Genomic DNA, 23,231 nt, shown 5'->3' with positions numbered 1-23,231 from the left:
CAGCGGCAGCCCCGAACTGGGCCTGTGGACGATCGTCCGCGGTGCGCGAACGCGCGGTCCGGGTTCAGCGACCGCGCGCGAGCAACCAGAGCAGGTACGGGGCGCCGACGACACCCGTCACGACGCCGACGGGCAGGGCGTTGCCGGGGATCGCGAACTGGGCGATGAGGTCGCTGCCGAGGGTGATCGCCGCTCCCACCGCGGCGGCCGGCCCGAGGGCGACGCGGCCGCCGCCGACGAGTCGACGGGCGATCGGCGCCGCCATCAGTGCGACGAACGACACCGGCCCCGCCGTGGCGACCGCAGCGGCGGTCAGGCACACCGCGGTGAGGAGCAGCAGCACCTTCGCGCGGTCCGGCCGGAGCCCGAGGGCCGCCGAGACCTCGTCGCCGAGCGTCAGGACGGTCAGGCGCGACGACTGCAGCAGGGCGAGCAGGAACAGCACGACGAACGCGACGCCGAGCACGCCGACCAGGTTCCGGTCGACGGCGTTCAGGCTGCCGGACAACCACAGCAACGCGGTGCCGGCCTGGGTGACGGTGCCGCTGGTGAGCATCCACCCCGTGATGCTCAGGCAGATCGCCGAGACGCCGATCCCGACGAGCACGACCCGGTTGCCGGTGATCCCCCGCCGCCAGGCCAGTCCGGCGATCACGATCGACACCACGACCGCGCCGACGAGCACGACCGAGAACAGGGTGCCGCCGGACGCCCCGAACAGCACGATCGCGGTGAGACCCGCAGCACTGGCACCCGAGGTGATGCCGATGACGTCCGGGCTCGCGATCGGGTTGCGGACGACGCTCTGCACGATGGCGCCCGCGACCCCCAGGCTGGCGCCGACCAGGATCGCACCGAGCACCCGGGGGCCGCGCAGCTGTCCGATGACGAAGTCCGAGATGCGGTCGCCCTGACCGAACAGCGCGCCGACCACCTGCGCCGGGGTGAGCGGGATCGAGCCGATCCCGAGTCCGATGAGCACCAGCGCGACGAGCACGACGACGACGACCGCCAGGACCACGAGCTCATGCCGGACACCGACCGACCGGCGCACACCACTCACAGGCCCCGCACCGCCCTCGACCGCACGAGCGCGATGAACACCGGCGCACCGATGAGGGCCGTGACGATGCCGACCTGCAGCTCCCCCGGGTACGCCACGACGCGACCGATGACGTCGGCCACCAGCAGCAGCGCTGGCGCGACGATCGCGGACAGCAGGATGGTCCACCGGTGGTCGGGGCCGCTCAGCCGACGGACGGCGTGCGGGACGGCGAGCCCGACGAAGGCGATCGGCCCCGCTGCGGCCACGGCCGAGCCGGCGAGCAGCACGGTCACGAGCCCGCCGACGGCCCGGACGAGCACCACGCGTTGCCCGAGCGACGCCGCGAGCTCGTCGCCGAGGGCGAGGGTGTTCAGCGAGCGGCCCAGGCCGAACGCGATCGCGAGACCGATCAGCACCGGCGCCGTGATGATGCCGGCGGTGCCGAGGTCCTTGCCGGCGAGGGCGCCCACCTGCCAGAACCGCAGCTGGTCGAGCAGGCTCGCGTTCGTGACGAGCACCGCCGTCGTGATCGACGACAGCGCGGCGGCGACCACGGCACCGGACAGCGCGAGGCCGACCGGCGACAGTCCGCGCCGGGCCACGGCGGCGATCCCGTAGACGAGCAGTGCGGCCAGGGCAGCACCGAGGAATGCGAACGGCAGGTAGGCGGCCGTGCCGCTCACCCCGAAGAGCGCGATGCCGGCGACCACGGCGAGGGCCGCCCCGGAGTTGATGCCGAGGACGCTCGGGTCGGCGAGCGGGTTGCGGGTCACGCCCTGCATCACCGCGCCGGCGACACCGAGGGCGGCACCCGCGAGGAGCCCGACGACGGTTCGCGGGACACGGTTGCCGAGCACGATCAGCCCGATCTCGTCGTTCCGCCCCGGGTGCAGGACGGTGTCGAGCACGGTGTGGAGCGGGATCGGCCGGGATCCGTAGGCGATCGACAGCGCGCACGCCACGGCGAGGACGACGACGGCCAGCACGGTCGCCCCGACCAGACGGGAGACGGAGGCGGGCGCCGGTGGCGCGGACGTGGAGGAGCGCATGGGAAGTAAGGCAACCCTAACGCCCGAACCCCACTCGGCGTCCCCCGAGCAAGCCCGGAGCAGTCGCTGGGTCCGTTCATAGGCTCGTCATTGGATCGCCGCCTGTACTGGTCTCCATCGACACCCGCCCGGGTCGTCGAGGGACGACCGGAGAGCACCGATGAACGAGACCCCGAACCCCGCCGCCGACGCCGACCGCGAGCACGACGAGCAGGGCACCGCCCGGACCGACGGCACGCAGCAGCAGCGGCAGCAGCAGGCGTACGGGATGAGCTGGGAGGCACCCCACGCCGACCCCGCCACCCTCCGTCCGGCCTACGCCTTCGACGGCTCCGGCCCGTACCTGTACGGCCCGGACGGCTCCGGCCCCTACGCGTACTCCCCCGACGGCCGCGGCCCGTACCTGATCGGCAGCCCGGCGCTCACCGGCACCCACCACGCCTGGGCGCACACCGCGGCGACGGCGAACCACCCGGGAGCGGGCACGAAGCGCCCGCGTCGCCTCGGGCTGATGATCGGCTCCGGCATCGCGGCCCTCGCGATCGTCGGCGCCGCCGGCGGCACGGCCCTCGGCCTGTCCTCGCAGAGCACGACCACGACGTCGAGCCAGTCGCAGGGCACCACGACGCTGCCCGACACCGGCAGCGGCACGGGCAGCAGCGACGGCACGAACGGCTTCACCGTCCCCGGAGACGGCAGCGGCACCGGCAACGGCACCGACGGCAGCGGCACCACGGGCAACGGCACCGACGGCAGCACCGGCACGAGCACCGAGTCCGCCGCCACCGCAGCGACCGCCGCCCAGAAGAAGGGCGTCGTGACGATCAACACCGTCCTGAACTACGACGAGTCCTCGCAGGCGGCCGGCACCGGCATGATCCTCAGCTCGAACGGCACGGTCCTGACGAACAACCACGTCATCCAGGGCGCCACGAGCATCACCGTCACCGACGAGACCACCGGCAAGGAGTACAAGGCGGACGTGGTCGGTACCGACGCCACGAACGACGTCGCCGTCCTGAAGCTCGAGGACGCCTCCGGCCTGTCCACCGTCACGCTCGACGACGACGGCGAGCCGAGCACCGGTGACACCGTCACCGACGTCGGCAACGCCGAGGGCACGGGCAACCTCGTCGCCGCAGAGGGCACCGTCACGGCCACCGACCAGGACATCCAGGTGCAGAGCGAGTCCGGCACCGGGACCGAGTCGCTGTCCGGTCTGATCGAGATCGCGGCGAACATCGTCTCCGGCGACTCCGGCGGCCCCGTCGTCGACAGCGAGGGCGAGGTCGTCGGCATGGCGACCGCAGCGTCCTCGGGCACCGCGGACGTCACCGGCTACGCCATCCCGATCACCACCGCGAAGGCGATCGCCGAGAAGATCCTGGCCGGGGAATCCTCGAGCACGATCACCATCGGTCTGCCGGCCTTCCTCGGCGTCCAGGTCAGCAGCACCGCGAGCACCACTGGCGGCGTCGCTGTCGCCGGCACGGTCGAGGGTTCCGGTGCCGCGAGCGCCGGCCTGGCCGAGGGCGACACGATCACGAGCCTCGGCGGCAAGACGGTCACGACCTCGGACGAGCTCACCGCGGCCGTGCAGTCGCACTCCGTCGGCGACAAGGTCGTGGTCGGCTACACCGACAGCACCGGCGCCGCCAAGACCGTCACCGTCACCCTGACCGCCGGCCCGGCCGCCTAAGCGGAAGGAAGCAGCGCCCGCACCACCGACCGGTACACGTTGGCCGGGGAGTCCGTCTGGAAGACGGTCTCCCCGGCTTCCGTCTTGCCCACGCGGGCGAAGCCGATCCCCTCGGCGCGAACGATCGTCACGGGCTTCGGCTTGCCCGGCCGACGCAGGTACGACACCGTCCACGGCGCGGCCCAGAAGCGCGCGAGCCGCGGGTCCGCCTCGACGAGGGCCTCCGGCAGGTCCGGTGCGTCGGAGCCGCCTGCCAGCCGGCGGCCGAGCAGGTGCCCTGGGAGCGACCCCGTGCGGAACGGGAAGGTCCACGTCGGGCCGATGCCGAGCCTCCCGGCCGTCAGCGCGACCGCGCGGTCCGGCGTGACGGACGCGACCACCGCGCCCGCCTCGGCGGTCCCGTCCACGACGGTCTGCGACCAGGCCTGGAGGCGCGACTCGCCACCGCCCTGCAGGTGCTGTTCCAGCGTGACCGGCTGGGCATCGCCCTGCCACGGCTCGAGCAGGGTCTGGGTCGACTCCGGCAGCGTGCCGAGTCGGCCGACGAGGCCCGCTTCGATGAGTTCGCGGCCCGCCGCGGTGCGGAGGAGCGTCGGGTTCCACCGGCGTCCGGCGAGGCTCTTGAGCGTGCCGACCGCGTCGGCGCTCAGGCGGGGGCCGTCGAGCTGCGGGCCGGGCGCCGGTGTGGGCAGCGGCTCGAGGTCGCGCTCGGGGCGGACCGGGGACGGCTCGGCGGCGCGGACGCTCTCGAGGACCGCGAACACGAGCTCGTCGGTCTCGAGCAGGCGTGCCAGGGGGCGTTCGATCGTCAGGTCGACGCGGTGCCGCCCGGTGACGAAGAGCAGGTGCGCACCCGCGACGTCGCCGTGTTCGTCGGGCCGGACGTACTCGACCAGGCGCGCGGGAGCCCCGGCGGCGGTCCAGGTGTCGCACCCGACGAGCAGCAGCCCCTCGACGGAACCGGGCAGTCTCGCGAGGAGCCCCGTGTTCTCGTCGCCGATCGCGCGGTCGCTGGGTCGGGATCGGACGGTGAGGACGATGTCGTCGCCGGTGACGCGCAGGTCCGCCTGGGCAGAGTCCTCGCGGCGCCACTGGTCGGGGCGGCGGAGGGTGAGGCGGGCGGTGCGGTCCTCGGTGCCGAGCGGGACGGGGACTGCCATGGCACGAGGCTACGTCGGGTGCGGGCTGCGGAGGGGTGCGGCTCGCCGTGCGCGCACGGGCGGGTGCGTGCGCCTCGCACGGTGCGTCCGCCGCCAACCGGTGCGAGGTTGGCGGCTCCGTGCAGCGCAGCAAGCTCGCACCGAGCAACCTCGCTCGCACGGCCTGACGAACCCCGCACCGTGCGAGCGCGACCAACGGCGCACGAACCTCGCACGGTGCGAGGTCAGCGGCGGGGCGCGCGCGCGGGTGGGGGCGGTGGGACGGGCTTCGCGGCGACGACGTCGGCGAGCCGGACCTCGACCCGGCCGCGGCGGGTGGCGATCGTCACGGTGTCGGGGGTGCGGGCGACGAGGTCCCCGAGGGCGTCCTGTGCACCGTCGCCGTGGTGCGCCCGGACCACGAGCCGGTCCCCGATCGCGGCGTCGAGCAGCACGCCGAGCGCTCGGGCCCGCGCGATCGCCGCCTGCTCCCCGGTGCTCACCCTTCCAGCGTAGGGGCCGCCTAGAGTGAGGGGATGGCCAAGGCTCGGGTGGACAGCTGGATCTGGGCGGTGCGGATCACCAAGACCCGCTCCGCTGCGACCGCCGCGTGCAAGGCCGGGCACGTCCGGGTGAACGGGGAGCGCGCGAAGCCCGCGCAGCCGATCGGCCCCGGCGACGAGGTCCGGGTCCGCCAGAACGGCTTCGACCGGATCGTCGTCGTCACCGGCATCATCCTGAAGCGGACGAGTGCTCCAGAGGCCGCGAAGCACTTCGAGGACAAGACCCCGCCGCGGCTGTCCAAGGAAGAGGCGGGGTTCGTGCCGATGCGCGACCGCGGTGCCGGACGCCCGAGCAAGCGGGAGCGCCGCGACCTCGAGAAGCTCCGCGGCTACTGACGCCCGTCGCTAGACGAAGCGGACGGTCTGCTGCAGTCGGTCGCGGATCTCGAACACGTCGACCGATCCGGGCGGGGACCACACGCCGTTCAGCACCTGCCCGAGCGCGCTGCGGCGCACGACGAGTGCGGTCGGCTTCTTCGGGGAGCCGACGAGCTGCACGTCGACCTCGACCGCGGAGTCCGGCACGACGAGCAACCGGCCGGTGAACCGCACCCGGGTCTGCTTCTGCACGGCACGGGCGGCGCGGACGAGTTCCTTCACCGGACGCTCGCCGGGCGCCAGGGTCTCCCCGACGATGTCGCCGTGCTCGACCCGGACGGGGGCTCCCCAATCGATCGACTCCACGGCCCAGAGCCCGCTCGGGGTCAGGACGGCATGGTCGAGCTTGCCCTCGGCCCCGGCGTCGAGGTCGTGCCAGACGGTGACGCCGATGCCCATGTCCGAGACGATCGAGGCGGTGGCCTCTTCGGCGAGCGCTTCACCGAGCAGCCGTCGGATGTGCCGGGGCGCGGAACGGATGAGGGTGGGGTCGTAGGGGTCCTCGATGGGGTCGCCGAGTCCGACCCATTCGCGTTCTGCCTGCAGGAAGACCTCGCGGGAGCGTCCGCCGGGGTGTCCGTGGGACCGGGCGCGGGGGCGGGTGTCGCGACGGGCTGACGGGGGTGCGTAGGCGTCGCGACCGGTGTCGGGCCTCCCGGTCGACGAACCGGACGCACCGGACGTGCTGAACGGACCGGCGCCGCTGCTGCTGAACGAGCCGCGCGAGCCGGCGTCGTAGGCGCGGCGCGCTGCGGGCGTGCCGATGCGCTCCCAGGCGAGCTGGACGCGGCGGAAGTGCTGGGCGTCGCCGCCGAGGTCGGGGTGGGATTCGCGGGCGGCGCGCCGGTAGGCGCGGCGGAGCGCGTCGTCGTCGGCGGTCGCGGGGACGCCGAGGACTTCGTACGGGGTGGCGTCGGCCGGGCTGTCGGTCATGGCCCTGCGACATTACCCGAGGCAGGGTACGAGTCCGCCGCGTGGTTGCTGGGGACGGCCTGGAGGAACGGATGGACTCGACCCCACCGGCTGCGGTCAGCGGCTGGTCGCCTCCACCACCCCGAACGCGACGGGCGCGTCGAGGAACCGCGCGTATCGGGCGGCGGCCGCCTCGAGCGCGCGCACCGATGCCGTGTCGAGTGCCGCGAAGGGTGTGACGGTGACGGCCACCCCGCTGGCGCGCTCGGTCCGCTTCCAGGTGCCGACGACCCGCCCGCGGACGACGGCCATCGGCAGGAACATGCCGTTGGAGCCCAGGACGACCCGGTCGGCGTGTGCGGGGTCGAGCTGGGCGGAGCGGTCGGCGTACCCGAGCAGGTACTCGTCGAACCCGGGCAGCAGGTGGCCGGTGGGTGTGCCACTGGTGGTGGGACGGTCGGCGAGCGCGAGGAGCCCGTCGCCGAGGTCCTCGACGGTGTCGCCGGCGGCGGCTCGGGCGCGGCGGAGGTCACCCAGCGGGAGCTTCGTCCAGCTGGCGGCGTCGGCCTCGGTGGCGGGGCCCCGTCCGCGCAGGTACCCGAGCAGGACCCGGCGGAGTGCCTCCTCGGGGTCGGGGACCTCGGTGAGCGCCGGTGCCCACTCGTCGAGGAGCACGAGTCCCTGGCCGACGCGGGCGGTGGGGCCCCAGGCGACGAGTCCCTCTTGCGAGAGCTGCAGCAGCAGGTGGTAGCCACGGCCGGCGGTGGGGTCGATGCCGGCGGCGCGGTACTCGTCGAAGAGTTCGTCGCGGACGAGGGCGCGGCCGCCGGACAGTGCGCCGACGGTGGTGTCCCGTGCTCGGTCGAGCAGGGGCTGGTCGATGCCGAGTTCAGTGGCGCGTCGGGCGATGCTGCGCAGGGTCCGTTCGGCGGTCAGGGAGAGCAGGAGTCGGAGGTCGTCGGGGCGCATGGCGTGCAGGGTTCCCCGCATCGGCCAGGAGCGGACGAGCTCGCCGCGGTCGAAGGCGGCGCGGACGTCGTCACGGGTGGCCCCGGGTGTGCGGACCCCGATGGCCCAGAGGACCTGGCCGAGGTCCTGCCCCTGCACGGCGGTCATCCGTTCGACCGCACCGGTGGGGCTGAGGCCGGGGAGGGCGATCCCCTGCGCGGCGAGCCGCAGCGTGCGGAGCTGCGCAGGGGTCGGGGTCACGCGACGGCGGCGGCGATGGCGTCCGCGTGCTGCTCGATGTAGGCGACGTCGGCCCGGTACAGGTCGGCGTGCCCGTGCGCCAGGTCGCTGACGAACTTCGGGTTGCCGGCGGCGGCCTCGGTCTCCATGGTGGTGACCATCGCGACGAGGGACGCGGCCATCGTCTCGGCGAGGACGCTGCGGGAGCGGTCGTCGAGGTCGTAGGCGCGGCAGAACTCGGCTGCGCGGGCGAGCCGGTCGTCGAGGTCCGGGGCGGTCATGCCCTCGACGGCGCCGGTGGTGAACGGGGCGAACCGGTACACGGCACTCGCGACGTCCCAGACCCGGGGGCCGGGGTGTGCGGTGTCGAAGTCGATGAGCCCCACGGCCTGGATGCCGTCGTAGACGCAGTTGTAGGGGGCGAAGTCGCCGTGCACGATCGTCTCGACGGGGGTGCGTTCGGCCTGTGACCAGCAGTCGCGCGCCCCGTCACGCGGGAACGTGGTCGCGGCGTCGTGGAAGTGCCGGAGCAGTCGTGCGCTCGTGACGAGGGCGGCTTCGCTCGCGACGTCCTCGGTCCACGGGTACTCCCCGGCGACCCCGGGGACGAACGACACCGTCTCGAGGGTGTCGCCGTGCTCGATCGGTTCCGGTGCCGCGACGAACCCCTGTTCGTGCAGGTGTGCGAGCAGCCGGTGGACGGTCGGTGTCCACGGTCCGGCCGGGCGGTGGACTCGGTCGTCGGCCCTGGTGATCCGCTCCATGGGGAACCTCCTGTGTGTGCGTCTCCGTTGACGTCCGGCCAGCGTATCGACGTGCGCCGCCGCGTGTGACCCGGTGGTGTGAACAACACGTCACGTGACGGCATGCAGCGTTGCATGCAAGGGCGTACGATCGTGCACCGTGGAGCAGCACACGACGACCCAGGCCGCATCCGACCGCGCGTACGACCACGTCAAGCGGGCGATCATCCGCGGCGACCTCCCCGGTGGGACCGCGATCAGCGAGAACGCCCTGTGCCAGGAGATCGGGGTGTCCCGCACCCCCGTGCACGAGGCCTTCCTGCGCCTGGCCGCCGAGGACCTGCTCACCCTGGAGTCCCGCAAGGGTGCGGTGGTGCGCCCGATGTCCCCGAACGAGGCGGCGGACGTACTGGAGATGCGCGAGGCGATCGAGGCCACGGCGGCGACCCGCGTCGTGACCGACGGCCGCGTGGCGGACGTCACCCCGGGCCTCCAGGCCATGCTGGCGGAGCAGGAGCAGGCGGTCGCGACGGGTGACGTCGACCGGTTCATCGAGGTCGACGCCGCGTTCCACGGTGCGGTGATCGGCGCGTCGCGGAACGCGATCGCGGTGCGCTTCGCCCAGACGCTCCGTGACCGGCAGAACCGGCTCCGACACCAGCTGATGCGGGTGCAGCCGTCGCAGCTGCAGGCCTCGCTCGACGACCACCGAGCCCTCGCGGCAGCCCTGGCAGCGGGCGACGCGGCCCGCTACGCCGAGGTCTTGCACGCCCACGTCGCCTCGCACCGGGGTGCCCTGTGAGCGCGACGGGGAGCATCCCCACCACCGGCTCGCTGTCCGTCCCCTCGGCGCGCGTGATGCCCTGGGTCGCCGTGTGGGGCGCGGTGTTCGTCTGCTCGTGGGGCGGCAACCAGTTCTCGCCCCTGCTGCTCATGTACGAGGGCCGCGAGCACTACTCGTCGGTCGTCGTCAACGTCTTCCTGGGCGTCTACGTGCTCGGCCTCGCGCCGGCGCTGCTCGTTGCCGGGTCGCTGTCCGACCGGCACGGCCGCAAGCCCCTCATGCTCGCCGCCATCGTGTCCGCCGTCGTCGGCAGCGGACTGCTCGCGCTCGGACCGCTCGGCCCCGGGTTCCTGGCGGCCGGGCGGCTGTTCTCCGGCATCACCGTCGGCATCGCGATGGCCGTCGGCAACAGCTGGGTGAAGGAGCTGTCGCAGGGACGCTTCGACCCATCCGCCGACGCCGGGTCCGGTGCCCGCCGGGCCTCGCTGGCGTTCACGCTCGGTTCGGCCTCCGGCGCGCTGGTGGCCGGACTCATCGCACAGTGGGGCCCGATCCCCGAGGTGCTGCCCTTCCTGGTCCACATCGTCGTCGCACTGCCCTTCGCCGTCGTCGTCTGGCGCACCCCCGAGACCAACCGCTCCGGCGGGGTCCCCGGTCCGTGGTGGCGCCAGCTGCGGGTGCCGAGCGCCGGGCACCGACGGTTCACCCGCGTGGTGCTCGTCACCGCGCCGTGGATCTTCGGCTCGGCGGCGATCGGGTACGGCTACCTGCCGACCCGGCTCACCGGAGCCACCGGCGCGTGGGGCCTGCTGTTCGCCACCGCCGCGACCGTCGTCGCCCTCGGGGTGTCCAGTGCGGTCCAACCGCTCGCGCGGCGCGTGCACTCGCTGACCTCTGCCCGCGGGCTCACGACGGCCCTCGCGTGCATGACCGCCGGCATCGCCGTGGTCGTCGTCGCGATCGAGCTGCAGTCCGTCGTGGTCGGACTCGTCGCGAACGTCGTCATCGGCGTCGGGATCGGGCTCGCCCTGGTGTCGTCGCTGCTCGAGGTGCAGCGGATCGCGGGGTCCCGCGACCTGGCCGGCCTCACCGGGGTGTTCTACGCGGCGGCGTACGCGGGGTTCCTGGCGCCAGCCGTGATCGCGGCGATCGCGAACGTCGTGGCGCTGCCGGTCGTCCTCTGGGTGATCGTCGGACTCGGTGTCGTGTCGTGGTGCGCGGTGCTCGTGTCGTCGCGGCGGTACCTGCCGACGGCGTACCGCCGCTAGAACTGGTCGCGCAGCCAGGACGGCCCGTGCACCACGGCACCGAGCGCCTCGACGCGGGCACGGAGCTCCCGGTCCGCCGTGACGACCACGACGGGACCGTCGCCGGCGTCCACCGCGGCACGAGCGGCGTCCACGATGGCGTCGTCCCCCGAACCCGGCGCTGCGACGACGTCGAGTGCACGGGGCAGTGCACGGGGCAGTGCGCCGTGCAGTGCAGCGTCCGACGACCCGGAGGCGCCTCGGGCCTCGCGGGCCTCGCCCTCGAGCACCACGGTCCAGCGCGGCCACCAGCGGGCGAACGGCAGCGCCAGCACGTCGGCGGTCACCCCGGAATCGGCGAGCGCCGTCACCGACGACAGCAGGCGTGCAGCGGCTCCCGCCCGGTCCTTCCACCAGCCGTCGGGCACGCTGCCGACGACGTTCGCTGCATCGACGACGACGTGCGGGGTGGTGGTGAGCGACGCGCGGAGCGCCGGCCACGACCTCCCGAACCCGGGGTGGAGCGGCAGGTCGTCGACCTCGTCGACGGGGATCCAGGACAGGGCGAGGCTCTCGCGGTCCGCGATCACCGGTTCGAACGGCCGAGCGGCACGCCCCACCACGGTCGTGTAGGTCCAGAACCCCAGGTCGAGGAGTGCCGTGTGGCGCAGGTCGACGCCGTCGTGCGGCACACCGGCTTCCTCGGCGGACTCGCGGAGCGCACCGGTGACTGCCTCCTCGCCCTGGTGGCGTGCGCCCCCGGGGATGCCCCAGGTGCCGCCGTGGTGGCTCCACTCGACGCGGTGCTGCAGGAGCACGCGTCCGGCGCCGTCGTCGACGAGCAGCCCTGCCGCGCCGAAGAGTCCCCAGGCCTTGGTGCCGTCGGGACCGACCGCCCAGGCATCGCCGGGGTCGCGGGGGCCCGGTGGCGGTCCGGGAGGCGTGGAGTCTGGCACACACCAACCCTGTCACACGGTGCAGGGCATGTGACCGGAGACGACGGGCCGGAGACGACGAGCCGGAGACGACGAGCCGTGGCCCGGCGCAACTGCTCGTGTACGGTGTCGATCGAGACACGGGGTGCCGCAACCAGCGGCTGAGATCACACCCGTCGAACCTGCTCGAGCTCGTACTCGCGAAGGGATCGTCCATGGAAACCGCTGCGCCCTCCCCTGCCTGGGCCCACCGAACCGCCGAACTGCTCGAGGCCGTCCGGGCCCGGAGCCCGTTGGTGCAGTGCATCACGAACACCGTGGTGCAGAACGTCACCGCGAACGTGCTGCTCGCCCTCGGGGCCTCGCCCGCGATGGTCGACGTGGCGACCGAGGCGGGACCGTTCGCCCGGGTCGCCGACGCCCTGCTGGTGAACACCGGCACCCCGCACGCCGAACCCCGGATCGCTTCGCTCGAGGCCGTGCACGCCGCCCGCGACACCGGTACCCCCTGGGTGCTCGACCCCGTCGCGGTCGGCTCGTTGCCGGTGCGCACCGCCCTGGCCCGCGAGCTGCTCGCGCTGCACCCGACGGTGCTGCGCGGCAACGCGTCCGAGGTCCTCGCCCTGCTCGGCACGTCGGCCGGTGGCCGCGGTGTCGACAGCACGGTGGGCACCGAGGACGCCCGTGCGGCTGCGGTCGACGCCGTGTCCGGTCAGGCGGCCGGGAGGCTCGTGGCCGCGGTGGCCGTGTCGGGTCCCGTCGACCTGCTGGTCGCGCCGGGCACCGGTGTGGTCCGGGTCGCGAACGGCACCGAGCTGTTGACGCGGATCACCGGGGGCGGGTGCGCCCTCGGCGCGGTCGTCGCCGCGTTCACGTCGGTCGCGCCCGACGACGCCGGTGCGGCCGCCGTCGCGGCGACCGCGGTGCACACGATCGCCGCGGAGCTCGCCGCCCGCGAGGCCGGCGGCCCCGGCACCTTCCAGCCGCTGTTCCTGGACCGGTTGGCGTCGCTCACCCCCGAGGACGTCGTCCGCGAGGCCCGGATCACGGTCGAGGCCGAGCCTGCGTCCCTGGTGGTGCCGGCATGAGCGGGCTGCCGGAGGACTTCGGCGTGTACCTGGTCACCGACGGTGCCCTGGCCGACCGGCACGGTGTCGGTGTGCTCGGGGTGGTCCGCGCCGCGGTGCACGCCGCGGTCCGGATCGTGCAGGTGCGGGACAAGGACGCCTCGGCTCGGGACCTGCTGGCCCTGAGCGCTGCCGTGGCCGACGCCGTGGGAGACCGCGCCGCCGTGGTGGTCGACGACCGGCTAGACGTCGCCCTCGCCGCTCGGCACGCGGGACACCGGGTAGCGGGGGTGCACCTCGGCCAGTCGGACGTCCCCGTGACCGCTGCTCGTGCCCTGCTCGGGCGGGACGCGCACGTCGGGTTGACCGCGAACACCCCGGAGCACCTGGCGGTCGTCACCCGCCTGCCCCGCGGCACCGTGGACCTGCTCGGCGTCGGGGTCGTGCACCCCACCACGACGAAGGCCGACCACCCGCCGGCGCTCGGGCACGACGGCTTCGCCCGGCTCGCGGCAGCGACGGACGTGCCGTGCGTGGCGATCGGCGGGGTGACCCTCGACGACGTCGCGCCGCTCCGGGCAGCGGGCGCAGCCGGGGTCGCGATCGTGTCGGGCATCTGCGCCGCGGCCGATCCCGGGTCCGCAGCGGCCGCGTACGTGGCCGCGTGGAGCTCTGGACCCGGCCACGGGGCGGAGCCGGGGCGGCTCGCGGCGGGCGATCCGTTCCTCCTGTCGGGGGCTTCGTCGCACCACAGGGCGGAGTCGTGAGCGTCCCGCGCGTCCTGGCCATCGCCGGGACCGACCCGACGGGCGGTGCTGGGTTGCAGGCCGACCTCAAGGCGATCGCGGCGCACGACGGGTACGGCATGGGCGTGGTCACCGCCCTCGTCGCGCAGAACACGCACGGGGTGCGGTCGGTGCACGTGCCGGACGTCGCGTTCCTGCGGGAGCAGCTCGACGCGGTGTCGGACGACGTCACGATCGACGCCGTGAAGATCGGGATGCTCGGCACAGCACCGGTCGTCCGCGTCGTGACGGACTGGTTGCGGGAGCACCGGCCGCCCGTGGTCGTCGTGGACCCGGTGATGGTGGCGACGAGTGGTGACCGGTTGCTCGACGAGGACGCCGCCGCGGCGATGGGGGCGCTGTTCGGGCTGGCCGACCTGGTGACACCGAACCGGGCCGAGTTGCAGGTGTTGGCGGGGCTGGCCGGGGCGGGTGCGGCTGCTGGTGCGGCGCCTGCGTCGCTGTCGTCGCTGTCGTCGCTGGACGCTGCGCGGCTCGTGGCGTCGACGTGGGACGTGCTCGTGCTGGCGAAGGGCGGGCACGACGAGGGGCCGACCTCCGACGACGTGCTCGTGTCGCCGTCGGGGTCCGCTCGGCGGTTCACCGCTCCCCGCGTCGCGACGGCCAACACGCACGGCACCGGGTGCTCGCTGTCGAGCGCCATCGCGACGCTCGCTGCGCGGCACGGGGACTGGGAACTCGCGGTCGGGGTGGCGAAGCCCTGGCTGACGGCAGCCCTGCGGGGAGCCGATGCCCTGGAGGTCGGGTCCGGCAACGGGCCCATCGACCACGGCGCCGTGATCCGCGCGTTGCTGCCCGAGGTCCGGTTCACCGACGTGTGGTGGTCCGACGTCGACTCCGTGCTGCAGGCCACGATCGAGTGCGGGTTCCTGGTCGGGCTGCGCGACGGGACGCTCGACGCGGACGTCTTCGCCGGGTACCTCGCGCAGGACGTGCACTACCTGCGGGCCTACGAGCAGCACCTGGCGGCGTTGGCGGCGAGCGCTGCTGGCGCGGGCGCTGGCGCTGGCCCTGGCGCTGCGGCTGCCGGCGCTGGTCGTGGTCCTGCGGCTGCGGCCTTCTGGGCTGCGGCGGCCGAGGGGTGCGCCGCCGAGGCCCGCGACCTGCACCACCGACGCCTCGCCGGCACCCACGCCGACGACCCCGTCCACCCGACGTGCGCCGGGTACCTCGCACACCTGCAGGAGGCGGCGGACTCCGGGTCGGCGGCCGTGCTCGCCGCGGCGGTGCTCCCCTGCTTCCGGGTCTACGCCTGGGTGGGGGCGCAGCTCGGCGCGGCTCCGGACGGGCACGCGTTCGCGGACTGGATCACGGCGTACGGCGACCCGGGCTTCGCGGCGTCGAGTGCCGAGGCGACCCGTCTGGTCGAGGAGATGGCGGCAGCAGCGACCCCGATCGAGCGGGGGCGGATGGCGCGCGCGTTCCGCCGCTCGACCGAGTGGGAGCTGGCGTTCTTCGCGATGCCGCTGGTGGGGGCCGCTGGCGAGTTCACGTGCTGACCGACACCTCACGGGTTCGTCGACCCGCGAGGTGTCGTCTGGCGCGAAACGTCGGCGCGGGTGGCCTCAGCGGGCGGGCGGCGGCAGGCGCACCAGCTCGACGGCCAGGTCGGCGCCGGTCACGGTTCCGCGCATCCACGTGAAGTCCGGCTGCCGACGGCGATCGGTCGGCGAGCCGGGGTTGAGCAGTCGCAGCCCGGACGGTGCGACGGTGTCCCACGGGATGTGCGAATGCCCGAAGACGAGCACGTCGGCGTCCGGGTACTCGGCGGCCGCCCGGCGCTCCCGGCCCGTCGCGGCACCGGTCTCGTGCACGAGCGCGAACCGCAGGTCCTCGACCGCGAAGTGCGCGACGAGCGGCAGCCGGTCGTCGAACTCGGGGCCGTCGTTGTTGCCGCGCACGCCCTCGAACCGGCGGGATCGGGCCTGCACGGCGTCGAGGGTGGCGAGGTCGACCCAGTCCCCCGCGTGCACGACGAGGTCGGCGGCGTCGACGTCCGCCCAGAGCGCCGCGGGCAGGTCCTTCGCCCGCTTCGGCAGGTGCGTGTCGGAGAGCAGGACGAACGACGTGGTCACGTCGAGGATCGTCCGGGCATCGGCAGTCCGGCCTCGTCCGAGGCGCCGAGCCGTTCGAGCAGTCCGGCGAGCAGGGCGATGTCGTCGTCGGACCAGCCGGCGAGCCGTTCCTCCAGCGCATCCCGGTGCAGCTGCACGGAGCGTTCGAGCGCGGTGCGACCGGCGTCCGTCGCCACGAGGGGCTTCGCGTTGCCGGTACCGCCGTCGGTCGTCTCGATCAGCTTCGTGGCGAGGAGCCCGGACAGCTGCCGCGAGATCGTCGAGCGGTTCAGGCGCAGGTACCGGGCGATGTCGATGGCCATGCATCCGGGGTGCTGCACCACGAAGTCGACGAGGGACTGGTCGACCACGCTCAGTGCCTGGTCGGACCCGCGGGCACGGATGCTCGCACGTCGGGTGATCCGGGCGAGCTCGGTGTACGCCCGGCCGATCTCGCTGTTCCGGATCCCGGAGCTCGGGTGGTCCATCGTGGCTCCAGCCTTTCGGTGCCGGCGCCGGCCGGCGGTCTTCTGTGCCGACACCATACCGGTCGGTACGCGATATTCGGGCTCAGTGACCTGCAGCTGCGGCCCGGAGCGCGGGGATGTCGAGCTTCTGCATCGTCATCATCGCCTGGAAGACACGGGCGTTCGCCTCGGGGTCGCCCGACCCGGTCATGAGCTCACCCATCATCGACGGGGTCACCTGCCAGGCGACACCCCAGCGGTCGAACAACCAGCCGCACATGCTCGGCTTCCCGCCGTCGGCGAGCAGGGCGTCCCAGATGCGGTCGAGTTCGTCCTGCGTGTCGACGTCGACCTGGAACGAGACGGCATCGGTGTGCGGGTGTCCCGGGCCGCCGTTCATCGCCCGGTACGGCTGCCCGAGCAACGTGAACTCGACGACCAGGGTCGCGCCGTCCGGGGTCTTCGCCACACTGTCGATCGAACTACCGGGGAACAGGTCGACGTAGTACCGGGCGGCCTGCTCGGCTTGGTCGTCGTACCAGAGGAAGGGGGTGATGGTGGGCATGGGGCGCTCTTCTCGCGTCGGCTCAGTCCGCGGCACTGCGGATGAGCAGGTCTGACTTCTCGGGGTGCTCGTCGAACCACTTGCCGACGAACCAGCACATCGGCACGACCCGCTTCGTCGAGTTCGTCTCGACGTCGGCGACCGCGTACTCGACGAGCTCGGCCGCGTAGCCGTGCCCGCGGTGCTTCGGCACCGTGTACGTGTGCGGGAACGCGATCGCGTCGCCGTTCTCGCGGTAGTCGAGCACGCTCACGAGCTCGCCGCCGACGTACATCGCGTAGCGGTCCTGGTCGATCTCGTCGCGGAACTCGTGGTCCATGCCGCCATCATGCTCCGCCCGGGGCGCACGTGCCCCACCGGGAATGCTCGTGGCCGCCGAGCGTTGGATGGACACCATGACAACGATCGGCATCATCGGCGCAGGCAACATCGGATCCCAACTGGCACGGCTCGCGGTACAGCACGGCCACCAGGTCGTGATCGCGAACTCCCGCGGCCCCGAGACCCTGGCCGACCTCGTGGCCGAACTCGGCGACCAGGCCCGCGCGGCCACCCGTGACGAGGCCGCCGTCGCGGGCGAGGTCGTCGTCGTGACGGTGCCGCTCGCCGCCATCGAGACGATCCCGGCGGAGCCGCTCGTCGGCAAGGTCGTCATCGACACGAACAACTACTACTGGGAGCGCGACGGCCACATCCCTGCGCTCGACGACCAGTCGACGACGACGGCCGAGCTGCTGCAGGACCACCTGCCCGGTGCCCGGGTCGTCAAGGCGTTCAACCACATCGGCGCCGCAGACCTCACCGGTCACGCCACCCCGGCCCGTACCCCGGACCGTCGCGCACTCGTGGTCGCGGGCGACGACGCCGAGGCGAAGCAGGTCACCGCGGACCTCATCGACGAGTTCGGCTTCGACGTCGTCGACGCCGGACCCCTCGCCGAGGGCTGGCGCATCCAGCGGGACACCCCCGGCTACGGCCCGCGCCTGACCGCCGACCAGCTGCGCGAAGCACTGCAGGCAGCCACCCGCTGACGCCCCCGAGTCTCGGCCCCGCCGCCGCGAGACTCGGGCTGGGCGACAGTCCTCGGGCCGACAGCCACGAGAACTGTCGCTCACGCCGAGACTCGGCCCCGTGGGCGGCGGGCCCGCCGCCCGCCTACGCTCGGTCGAAGATGACCGTCATGTCGGCGATGTCGTCCTCGGTCGGCTCCCACGTGGTGCCGGCCTCGACGTTCTGCGTGATCTGCTCCGGCTTCGTCGCCCCCGCGATGACGCTGGACAGCCCCGGCTGCGCGAGCAACCACGCGAAGGTCGCCTGCAGCATCGTGACGCCGCGGTGGTCGCAGAAGCGCTGGTAGTCGTCGAGCACGTCCCACGGGGCGTCCTCGAGCAGCTGCGGCTTCGACGTCGACAGACGCCCGTCGGCCGGACCCCCGGCCTTGGTGTACTTGCCGGTCAGCAGCCCGTTGTAGAGCGGGAAGAACGGCAGGAACCCGAGGGCGTAGGCGCGGACGGCCGGCAGCACCTCGGCCTCGGCGGCACGGGCGAGCGGGCTGTACTCGTTCTGCGCGGACACGAACGCCGTGGTGCCGGCGATCGACGCGGTCAGCTCGGCCTCGGCGATCTGCCAGCCCGCGAAGTTCGAGTGCCCGATGTAGCGGATCTTGCCCTCGCGGACCAGGTCGTCGAGGACCGACAGCGTCTCCTCGATCGGGGTCACGTCGTCGGGACGGTGCATCTGGTACAGGTCGATCCAGTCCGTGCCGAGGCGACGCAGCGACGACTCGACGGCCAACCGGACGTACCGCCGCGACCCGCGCACACCCCAGTCCGGGCCGTTCGCGCCCTGCATGTCCATGCCGAACTTCGTCGCGAGCACGATCTCGTCACGCCGTCCCGCGATCGACCGGCCGAGCATCTCCTCGGACATGCCGGGCCGGCCGCCGTAGATGTCGGCCGTGTCGAAGAGCGTGACCCCGGCGTCGAGTGCCGCCCGCACGACGGCGTCGGTGCCCTCCTGCGACTCGGAGGCGGTCCCCGGCCGCCCGAAGTTGTTGCAGCCGAGGCCGACGGTGGAGACGACGAGCCCCGAGGGACCCAGTGGACGGTGTTCGATTCCGGTCATGCCCCGAACGTACCGGCGACCCCGGAACTGGGGCTGCGACATCCGCGACCGTTGCCGCTAGAACTGACGATGGATCAGTCGACGAAGGGAGCACCGCAGTGGCGTCGCATCGCATGCAGGATTCGGAACGGCCGCGCCGTCCCGTGCCGTCCTGGGTGACCGCACCGGTCGTCGAACCGGCCGCGTCCGCCGGGCGGGTCGCGTCCGACTCCGCAGCGAGCACCGGCCAGGAGGCCCGTCCCACCCCCGCCACGTCGCGCGCCGCCCACGGTGCGCCGGCTCCCACCACCGTGCTCGGCTCCGCCCCGCAGCCGACGGCCACGCTCGACCCGACGGCAGCGCCGACGCCGGAGCCCGCGTCCATCGCCACCCTGGTCGAGGACGACGTCACGGTCCCCGACTACCCGCCGCAGCAGGACCTCCTGCCACCGGCCCCGACATCACCGACCGTGCACACCGTGCCGTTCGACACCGCCGCCGTGGCCTCCGCACCGGCCCCGGTCTCACCGATCGACGCCGCTCCCCGCACCGCACCGGCCCCCGCACCGTCGCCCGTGCCCTCCGCCGGACAGCCCCGGTTCTCGGTGCCCGGCCTGGAGCACGTCGTCGTCGAGGGCACCGAGCCCGAACCCGTCGGCCCGATCGGCTTCCGCACGCCCCGCCGCTTCGCCCACCAGCAGGCCGCCGCCACCGCCGTGACCCCGGCACCGACGCCGGCGTCCGCCCACGTGCGCTCCTTCGACGCGGTCCTGCAGGCGCCGGTGTCCGCGGCTGCACCCGCGGCCACGAACGCCACCGTGCCCTCGAACGCCACCGTGCCCTCGACCGCACCCGTGGCGGAGGCGAGCGCGTCCGTCGGGGCCGAGCCGGGCCTCCCGACCGAACTGCTCGACCAGCCCGTGGCCGCAGCCGCCCAGCCGGAGCCGCGCCGTGCACTCGGTGCGACGCCCGGGGCGGTCCTGGGCGCCGTGGGGGGCATCGCGACGCTCGGACTCGCGGCGTGGTGGTTCACCGCGCCGGCGACCGTGCACGGTGTCGGCGTCGTGCTCGGACTCCTCGCGCTGGTGGTGTCGCTCGTGACGCTGCGCGACCGTGCGGCGACGTGGCAGCGGCCGGTCGCGCTGCTCGGCGCCGTGCTCGGTGGCGTCGGCACGCTCGTGCTGCTGTGGGCCGTCGCGTCGGCGCTGCTGCCGCTCGCCGGGGTGACGCTGCCCGACCTGACCGGGACCGGGACGACCCCGACCCTCGCGCCGTAGCGGGCTCGGTCTCCGGTTCGGCTCCTCGGCTGGCGCGGTCAGACCGCGCGGACGACCCCGCGCGACAGGATCGCGTTCGTCAGGGCATCGATCGGCTCGCGTTGCACCGTCGGGTTCGCGATGAGGACGTAGTCGACCGCCGGCAGGTCCGGCAGCCCGAGCCGCTGCGACACCTTCACCAGGTCCGCCGGGATGAGCGAGTGCGGGAACACCGCCACGCCGATCCCCGCGCGCACCGCCGCCAGCACGCCGTTCACGTCGCGGGTGTTGCAGGTGATCCGCCAGGTGCGGCCCGCGGCCTCGAGGGCGTCGATCGCCATCTGCCGGCTGATGCTCGGTGCTTGGTAGGCGATGAGCGGCACGGGCTCGTCGCGTTCGACCGCGATGCCGTCCTGCGCCATCCACACCATCTGGTCGGTCGCGACCCGGGTCCCCTCGGCGGACTCCCCCGCGGTCTGCTTGATGAACACGAGGTCGAGCTGGCCGGCGTGCACCCGGCGCAGGAGCGGTGATGACTGGTTCACCGTCAGCTCGAGGTTCACCTGCGGGTGCAGCCGCCGGAAGTCCCGGAGGATGCGCGGCAACTGCGTGATCGCGAGGTCGTCGGCCGCACCGAACCGGAGGCGCCCACGGGTCGCCGACCCCGAGAAGTACGCGTCCGCGGTGGCGTGCGCCGCGAGGATCGTCCGGGCGAAGCCGGCCATCGCGTCGCCGTTGTCGGTGAGGGTGACGCCACGGGTGTCGCGGGCGACGAGCGTGCGGGACACGGCGGTCTCGAGCCGCCGGACGTGCTGGGAGACGGTGGGCTGGCTGATGCCGAGGCGGGCTCCGGCCTGCGTGAAGCTCTGCGTCTCGGCGACGGCCAGGAAGGTCTGCAGCAGGACCGGATCGAGCACGGGCACCTCGTTCGTTCGCGCGGTCATTCGACATCGCAATGGATTGATAGCCACCATAGGGGTGTCGAATGGCGTCCGGCCACGTAGTTTCGTTGGGGTACCAGATCCGCAACGACGTCCGGAGAACCCCTCACCGTGAGTGCGTCATCGACGACCCTCCCCCCGCCCACCGAACCGCTCCCGATCCAGGCGACCCGCCCGCCCTGGCGCCACACCCTCATCGCCCTGTCCGTGCCGAACTTCCGGCTGTTCACGGCCACCAACCTCGTCGCGATGACCGCCGGGTGGATGCAGCGCATCGCCCAGGACTGGCTCGTCCTGCAGCTGACCGGCTCGGTCGCGCAGGTCGGCATCACCGTCGCCTGCCAGTTCGCGCCGATGCTGCTGTTCGGGCTGCTCGGCGGCGTGCTCGTCGACCGGTTCTCGAAGCGCGCGCTGATGATGATCACGCAGGGTGCCTTCGCGGTGCTGTCCGCGCTGCTCGCCGTGCTGACGCTCGCCGGAGTGGTCGAGGCCTGGCACATCTGGGTGATCGCGTTCCTGGTCGGCATGGTCACCGTGATCGACAACCCGGCTCGCCAGGTGTTCGTCACCGAGATCGTCGGCCACCAGCACCTCCGCAACGCGATCAGCGTGAACTCGTCGGTGTTCCAGCTGGGCGGCATGATCGGCCCGGCGCTCTCCGGCGCACTGCTCGTCGCCGTCGGGGCCGGCTGGTCGTTCGGCGTGAACGCGATCGCCTGCGTCGCCGTCGTCGTGACGCTCGGGTTCCTGAAGGTCTCGGAGCTGCACCGGACGCCCCCGGCACCCCGCGGCAAGGGGCAGCTGATCGAGGGGCTCCGGTACGCCGTGAACAAGCCGACCATCATCGTGCCGGTGATCCTCGTCGCGTTCTTCTCGGTGTTCGCGCTGACGATGCCCGTGCTGCTGTCGGCCTTCGCGTCCCAGGTGTACGACGTCGGCGCCGCCGGGTACGGCGTCTTCAACTCGGCCGTGGCGATCGGTGCGCTCGTCGGCGCCCTGCTCTCCACACGTCGAGCGGTCGTGCGCCTCCGGACCATCGTCGGCGGGGTGTTCTGGACCGGGGTGCTGCTCGTGGTCTCCGGGTCCATCCCCGTGATCGCGCCGTTCACCGTGGCGCTCGTCGCCGTCGGGATGTCGCAGCTGCTGTTCCAGACCGCGTCGAACTCACTCGTGCAGCTGTCGTCGAACGTGGCGATCCGCGGCCGGGTGATGTCGCTCTACGTGCTCGTGCTGCTCGGCGGCCAGGCGATCGGTGGGCCGCTGATGGGCCAGGTCGTCGACCACTTCGGGGCGCACGTCGGGATGATGGTCGCCGGTGGGGTGCCCGCGGCGGCCGCGGCCACGATCGCGCTCGTCCTCGCCCGCCGAGGTGGCCTGCACCTGGCCGTGCGCATGCGCCACCACGTGCCACTGCCGGCGATCGTCGCCCACTGACCGGGGCGGTGGGCGCACCCGACCGACGGACGGGAGGCCCGTGGCGGCCCCGCCCCGCGCCTCCCGTCCGCCGCCTGGTCGCGCCGGACGCGCGCCGCACAACCAAAGTCACCCGGAACCACGCCGTTGCGCGGTTCCGGGTGACCTTGGTTGTGCGAAGCGGAAGCGAACCGCCTCAGTACGCCACGCCGAAACGGGCCTGGTGGTGCGCCGGGTTCGCGATCTCGTCGACGAAGGCCAGGCCGAAGTCGTCGCCGGAGATGTCCGAGTTGCCCTCGGCGTCGGTCAGCAGGACCTCGTCGGTCGTGCGGTAGGTGCCACGACGCTCGCCCGGGTTGTAGCTGCCGTAACCGGCGGCCGGGCTGACGTAGAACCAGTCGACGTCGGTGTCCGAGGCACGGAGCGCGTCGAGGATCTGCGCGTGGCTCTTCGCCTCGCCCTTGAACGCGTCCGGGAACTCGGCCGAGTCGAACAGGCGCGGTCCACCGTCGGCGACGAGCAGCGAACCGGCGCCGCCGACGATGCCCAGGCGCGCACCGGCGCTGGCCGCAGCGTCGACGAAGTGCTGGAACTCGTCCTTGAGCTCACTGCCGTCCGACTGGACCGCGTGCAGTGCGACGACGATGACGTCGGCGTCCTTCGTGACCTCGGCCACGAAGTCTGCGTCGAAGGCATCGCCCTGCGCCAGGGTCAGGCCCTCGGCGGCGTCGAGCTTGCTCGTGTCGCGCGCGACGGCGGTGACGGCGATGCCACGGGAGAGGGCTTCGCGGGTGATGGCGGAGCCGGCGTAGCCGGTGCCTCCGAAGACGACGATGCTGGTCATGCTGTTCCTTTCGTGGGGCTGGTGCTGCACACC

The 23,231-nt window shown here is 73.2% G+C and carries 25 protein-coding genes and 1 riboswitch; of the genes, 10 read left to right on the top strand and 15 right to left on the bottom strand.

Annotated features, from left to right (window positions below):
- Positions 1–64: 64 nt before the first annotated feature.
- Together HQQ88_RS00530 and HQQ88_RS00525 are read right to left on the bottom strand one after the other, a co-directional pair.
- On the bottom strand, positions 65–1,063 hold the full coding sequence (locus HQQ88_RS00530) for an iron ABC transporter permease (RefSeq protein WP_173168355.1): 999 nt from the start codon (positions 1,061–1,063) through the stop codon (positions 65–67).
- The gene (locus HQQ88_RS00525; RefSeq protein WP_123939178.1) at positions 1,060–2,094 is read right to left on the bottom strand and encodes an iron ABC transporter permease; all 1,035 of its coding nucleotides are present in this window, start codon (positions 2,092–2,094) and stop codon (positions 1,060–1,062) included. Before HQQ88_RS00525 ends, HQQ88_RS00530 begins: the two co-directional genes overlap by 4 nt.
- A gap of 160 nt (positions 2,095–2,254) precedes the next feature.
- Here HQQ88_RS00525 and HQQ88_RS00520 point away from each other — a divergent pair, with 160 nt between their 5' ends.
- Positions 2,255–3,793: a S1C family serine protease gene (locus HQQ88_RS00520; RefSeq protein ID WP_243692476.1), complete on the top strand. Its 1,539-nt coding sequence runs from the start codon at positions 2,255–2,257 to the stop codon at positions 3,791–3,793.
- Here HQQ88_RS00520 and HQQ88_RS00515 read toward each other — a convergent pair.
- Together HQQ88_RS00515 and HQQ88_RS00510 are read right to left on the bottom strand one after the other, a co-directional pair.
- Complete coding sequence (locus HQQ88_RS00515; protein WP_132100597.1) at positions 3,790–4,953, bottom strand: hypothetical protein; 1,164 nt, start codon at positions 4,951–4,953, stop codon at positions 3,790–3,792. The two genes, HQQ88_RS00520 and HQQ88_RS00515, sit on opposite strands and share 4 nt — an antisense overlap.
- 224 nt (positions 4,954–5,177) lie before the next feature.
- A complete protein-coding gene (locus HQQ88_RS00510; protein WP_367916955.1) occupies positions 5,178–5,435 on the bottom strand; it encodes a hypothetical protein in 258 nt (85 codons plus the stop codon).
- A gap of 33 nt (positions 5,436–5,468) precedes the next feature.
- Here HQQ88_RS00510 and HQQ88_RS00505 point away from each other — a divergent pair, with 33 nt between their 5' ends.
- Positions 5,469–5,831, top strand: coding sequence for an RNA-binding S4 domain-containing protein (locus tag HQQ88_RS00505; RefSeq protein ID WP_123292446.1), 363 nt, complete (start codon positions 5,469–5,471; stop codon positions 5,829–5,831).
- 9 nt (positions 5,832–5,840) lie between these two features.
- Here the strand turns inward: HQQ88_RS00505 and HQQ88_RS00500 are convergent, their stop codons facing one another.
- The 3 genes from HQQ88_RS00500 to HQQ88_RS00490 form a co-directional block, all read right to left on the bottom strand.
- Positions 5,841–6,806: a DnaJ domain-containing protein gene (locus HQQ88_RS00500; RefSeq protein WP_123939180.1), complete on the bottom strand. Its 966-nt coding sequence runs from the start codon at positions 6,804–6,806 to the stop codon at positions 5,841–5,843.
- 96 nt (positions 6,807–6,902) lie between these two features.
- On the bottom strand, positions 6,903–7,994 hold the full coding sequence (locus tag HQQ88_RS00495; protein WP_173168354.1) for a winged helix DNA-binding domain-containing protein: 1,092 nt from the start codon (positions 7,992–7,994) through the stop codon (positions 6,903–6,905).
- Positions 7,991–8,737: a phosphotransferase enzyme family protein gene (locus tag HQQ88_RS00490; RefSeq protein WP_123292443.1), complete on the bottom strand. Its 747-nt coding sequence runs from the start codon at positions 8,735–8,737 to the stop codon at positions 7,991–7,993. Before HQQ88_RS00490 ends, HQQ88_RS00495 begins: the two co-directional genes overlap by 4 nt.
- 139 nt (positions 8,738–8,876) lie before the next feature.
- On the opposite strand from HQQ88_RS00490, the gene HQQ88_RS19995 reads away from it, so the two are divergent.
- A complete protein-coding gene (locus HQQ88_RS19995) occupies positions 8,877–9,518 on the top strand; it encodes a GntR family transcriptional regulator (RefSeq protein ID WP_133938183.1) in 642 nt (213 codons plus the stop codon).
- Entirely contained in the window at positions 9,515–10,768 is a 1,254-nt protein-coding gene (locus HQQ88_RS00480) for an MFS transporter (protein ID WP_216833879.1), read from the top strand. Before HQQ88_RS19995 ends, HQQ88_RS00480 begins: the two co-directional genes overlap by 4 nt.
- Here the strand turns inward: HQQ88_RS00480 and HQQ88_RS00475 are convergent.
- Positions 10,765–11,703, bottom strand: a complete 939-nt coding sequence (locus HQQ88_RS00475) for an NUDIX hydrolase (RefSeq protein ID WP_173168353.1) — start codon at positions 11,701–11,703, stop codon at positions 10,765–10,767. The genes HQQ88_RS00480 and HQQ88_RS00475 overlap by 4 nt on opposite strands.
- 110 nt (positions 11,704–11,813) lie before the next feature.
- Positions 11,814–11,909, top strand: a riboswitch (TPP riboswitch).
- On the opposite strand from HQQ88_RS00475, the gene thiM reads away from it, so the two are divergent.
- The 3 genes from thiM to thiD all read left to right on the top strand — a co-directional run bounded on the left by thiM (position 11,898) and on the right by thiD (position 15,054).
- Positions 11,898–12,770: a hydroxyethylthiazole kinase gene (gene thiM / locus HQQ88_RS00470; RefSeq protein ID WP_173168352.1), complete on the top strand. Its 873-nt coding sequence runs from the start codon at positions 11,898–11,900 to the stop codon at positions 12,768–12,770. (Overlaps the previous riboswitch by 12 nt.)
- Positions 12,767–13,516 carry a thiamine phosphate synthase gene (gene thiE, locus HQQ88_RS00465; RefSeq protein ID WP_173168351.1) on the top strand — a complete coding sequence of 250 codons (750 nt, stop codon included), beginning with the start codon at positions 12,767–12,769 and terminating at the stop codon, positions 13,514–13,516. The genes thiM and thiE overlap by 4 nt, the downstream gene beginning before the upstream one ends.
- Positions 13,513–15,054, top strand: a complete 1,542-nt coding sequence (thiD, locus tag HQQ88_RS00460; protein ID WP_173168350.1) for a bifunctional hydroxymethylpyrimidine kinase/phosphomethylpyrimidine kinase — start codon at positions 13,513–13,515, stop codon at positions 15,052–15,054. Before thiE ends, thiD begins: the two co-directional genes overlap by 4 nt.
- 66 nt (positions 15,055–15,120) lie before the next feature.
- Here thiD and HQQ88_RS00455 read toward each other — a convergent pair whose 3' ends face one another.
- From HQQ88_RS00455 to HQQ88_RS00440, 4 genes are all read right to left on the bottom strand, one after another.
- Positions 15,121–15,630, bottom strand: coding sequence for a YfcE family phosphodiesterase (locus tag HQQ88_RS00455; RefSeq protein WP_173168349.1), 510 nt, complete (start codon positions 15,628–15,630; stop codon positions 15,121–15,123).
- Complete coding sequence (locus HQQ88_RS00450) at positions 15,627–16,097, bottom strand: MarR family winged helix-turn-helix transcriptional regulator (RefSeq protein ID WP_123939187.1); 471 nt, start codon at positions 16,095–16,097, stop codon at positions 15,627–15,629. Before HQQ88_RS00450 ends, HQQ88_RS00455 begins: the two co-directional genes overlap by 4 nt.
- An 82-nt stretch (positions 16,098–16,179) precedes the next feature.
- A complete protein-coding gene (locus tag HQQ88_RS00445) occupies positions 16,180–16,641 on the bottom strand; it encodes a VOC family protein (protein ID WP_123292436.1) in 462 nt (153 codons plus the stop codon).
- 22 nt (positions 16,642–16,663) lie between these two features.
- The gene (locus HQQ88_RS00440; RefSeq protein WP_131879026.1) at positions 16,664–16,960 is read right to left on the bottom strand and encodes a GNAT family N-acetyltransferase; all 297 of its coding nucleotides are present in this window, start codon (positions 16,958–16,960) and stop codon (positions 16,664–16,666) included.
- A 76-nt stretch (positions 16,961–17,036) separates the two neighbouring features.
- Here HQQ88_RS00440 and HQQ88_RS00435 point away from each other — a divergent pair, with 76 nt between their 5' ends.
- Positions 17,037–17,672 (top strand): NAD(P)-binding domain-containing protein, encoded by a 636-nt coding sequence (locus tag HQQ88_RS00435; protein ID WP_173168348.1) that lies wholly within the window; start codon positions 17,037–17,039, stop codon positions 17,670–17,672.
- A 124-nt stretch (positions 17,673–17,796) separates the two neighbouring features.
- Here HQQ88_RS00435 and HQQ88_RS00430 read toward each other — a convergent pair whose 3' ends face one another.
- Entirely contained in the window at positions 17,797–18,765 is a 969-nt protein-coding gene (locus tag HQQ88_RS00430) for an aldo/keto reductase (protein ID WP_131846278.1), read from the bottom strand.
- A gap of 155 nt (positions 18,766–18,920) precedes the next feature.
- Here HQQ88_RS00430 and HQQ88_RS00425 point away from each other — a divergent pair, with 155 nt between their 5' ends.
- The gene (locus tag HQQ88_RS00425) at positions 18,921–20,021 is read left to right on the top strand and encodes a hypothetical protein (RefSeq protein ID WP_173168347.1); all 1,101 of its coding nucleotides are present in this window, start codon (positions 18,921–18,923) and stop codon (positions 20,019–20,021) included.
- A 38-nt stretch (positions 20,022–20,059) separates the two neighbouring features.
- Here HQQ88_RS00425 and HQQ88_RS00420 read toward each other — a convergent pair whose 3' ends face one another.
- Positions 20,060–20,917 (bottom strand): LysR substrate-binding domain-containing protein, encoded by an 858-nt coding sequence (locus HQQ88_RS00420; protein ID WP_123292823.1) that lies wholly within the window; start codon positions 20,915–20,917, stop codon positions 20,060–20,062.
- Positions 20,918–21,052: 135 nt separating this feature from the next.
- Between HQQ88_RS00420 and HQQ88_RS00415 the strand changes: the two genes are divergently transcribed.
- Positions 21,053–22,375, top strand: coding sequence for an MFS transporter (locus HQQ88_RS00415; RefSeq protein WP_173168346.1), 1,323 nt, complete (start codon positions 21,053–21,055; stop codon positions 22,373–22,375).
- Between the two features lie 175 nt (positions 22,376–22,550).
- Here HQQ88_RS00415 and HQQ88_RS00410 read toward each other — a convergent pair whose 3' ends face one another.
- Positions 22,551–23,198 (bottom strand): NAD(P)-dependent oxidoreductase, encoded by a 648-nt coding sequence (locus HQQ88_RS00410; RefSeq protein ID WP_173168345.1) that lies wholly within the window; start codon positions 23,196–23,198, stop codon positions 22,551–22,553.
- Between the last annotated feature and the right edge of the window lie 33 nt (positions 23,199–23,231).

Source organism: Curtobacterium sp. VKM Ac-2861 (assembly GCF_013204965.1).
In the GTDB taxonomy this organism is placed as follows: domain Bacteria; phylum Actinomycetota; class Actinomycetes; order Actinomycetales; family Microbacteriaceae; genus Curtobacterium.
This window is presented reverse-complemented; position numbering and strand designations above follow the sequence as displayed.

Bases quoted from the DNA above. Each gene is read 5' to 3' on its own strand.
- HQQ88_RS00525 (WP_123939178.1), bottom strand. From the start codon at position 2,094: ATGCGCTCCTCCACGTCCGCGCCACCGGCGCCCGCCTCCGTCTCCCGT.
- HQQ88_RS00520 (WP_243692476.1), top strand. From the start codon at position 2,255: ATGAACGAGACCCCGAACCCCGCCGCCGACGCCGACCGCGAGCACGAC.
- HQQ88_RS00515 (WP_132100597.1), bottom strand. From the start codon at position 4,953: ATGGCAGTCCCCGTCCCGCTCGGCACCGAGGACCGCACCGCCCGCCTC.
- HQQ88_RS00505 (WP_123292446.1), top strand. From the start codon at position 5,469: ATGGCCAAGGCTCGGGTGGACAGCTGGATCTGGGCGGTGCGGATCACC.
- HQQ88_RS00500 (WP_123939180.1), bottom strand. From the start codon at position 6,806: ATGACCGACAGCCCGGCCGACGCCACCCCGTACGAAGTCCTCGGCGTC.
- HQQ88_RS00490 (WP_123292443.1), bottom strand. From the start codon at position 8,737: ATGGAGCGGATCACCAGGGCCGACGACCGAGTCCACCGCCCGGCCGGA.
- thiM (WP_173168352.1), top strand. From the start codon at position 11,898: ATGGAAACCGCTGCGCCCTCCCCTGCCTGGGCCCACCGAACCGCCGAA.
- thiE (WP_173168351.1), top strand. From the start codon at position 12,767: ATGAGCGGGCTGCCGGAGGACTTCGGCGTGTACCTGGTCACCGACGGT.
- HQQ88_RS00450 (WP_123939187.1), bottom strand. From the start codon at position 16,097: ATGGACCACCCGAGCTCCGGGATCCGGAACAGCGAGATCGGCCGGGCG.
- HQQ88_RS00445 (WP_123292436.1), bottom strand. From the start codon at position 16,641: ATGCCCACCATCACCCCCTTCCTCTGGTACGACGACCAAGCCGAGCAG.
- HQQ88_RS00440 (WP_131879026.1), bottom strand. From the start codon at position 16,960: ATGGACCACGAGTTCCGCGACGAGATCGACCAGGACCGCTACGCGATG.
- HQQ88_RS00435 (WP_173168348.1), top strand. From the start codon at position 17,037: ATGACAACGATCGGCATCATCGGCGCAGGCAACATCGGATCCCAACTG.
- HQQ88_RS00430 (WP_131846278.1), bottom strand. From the start codon at position 18,765: ATGACCGGAATCGAACACCGTCCACTGGGTCCCTCGGGGCTCGTCGTC.
- HQQ88_RS00410 (WP_173168345.1), bottom strand. From the start codon at position 23,198: ATGACCAGCATCGTCGTCTTCGGAGGCACCGGCTACGCCGGCTCCGCC.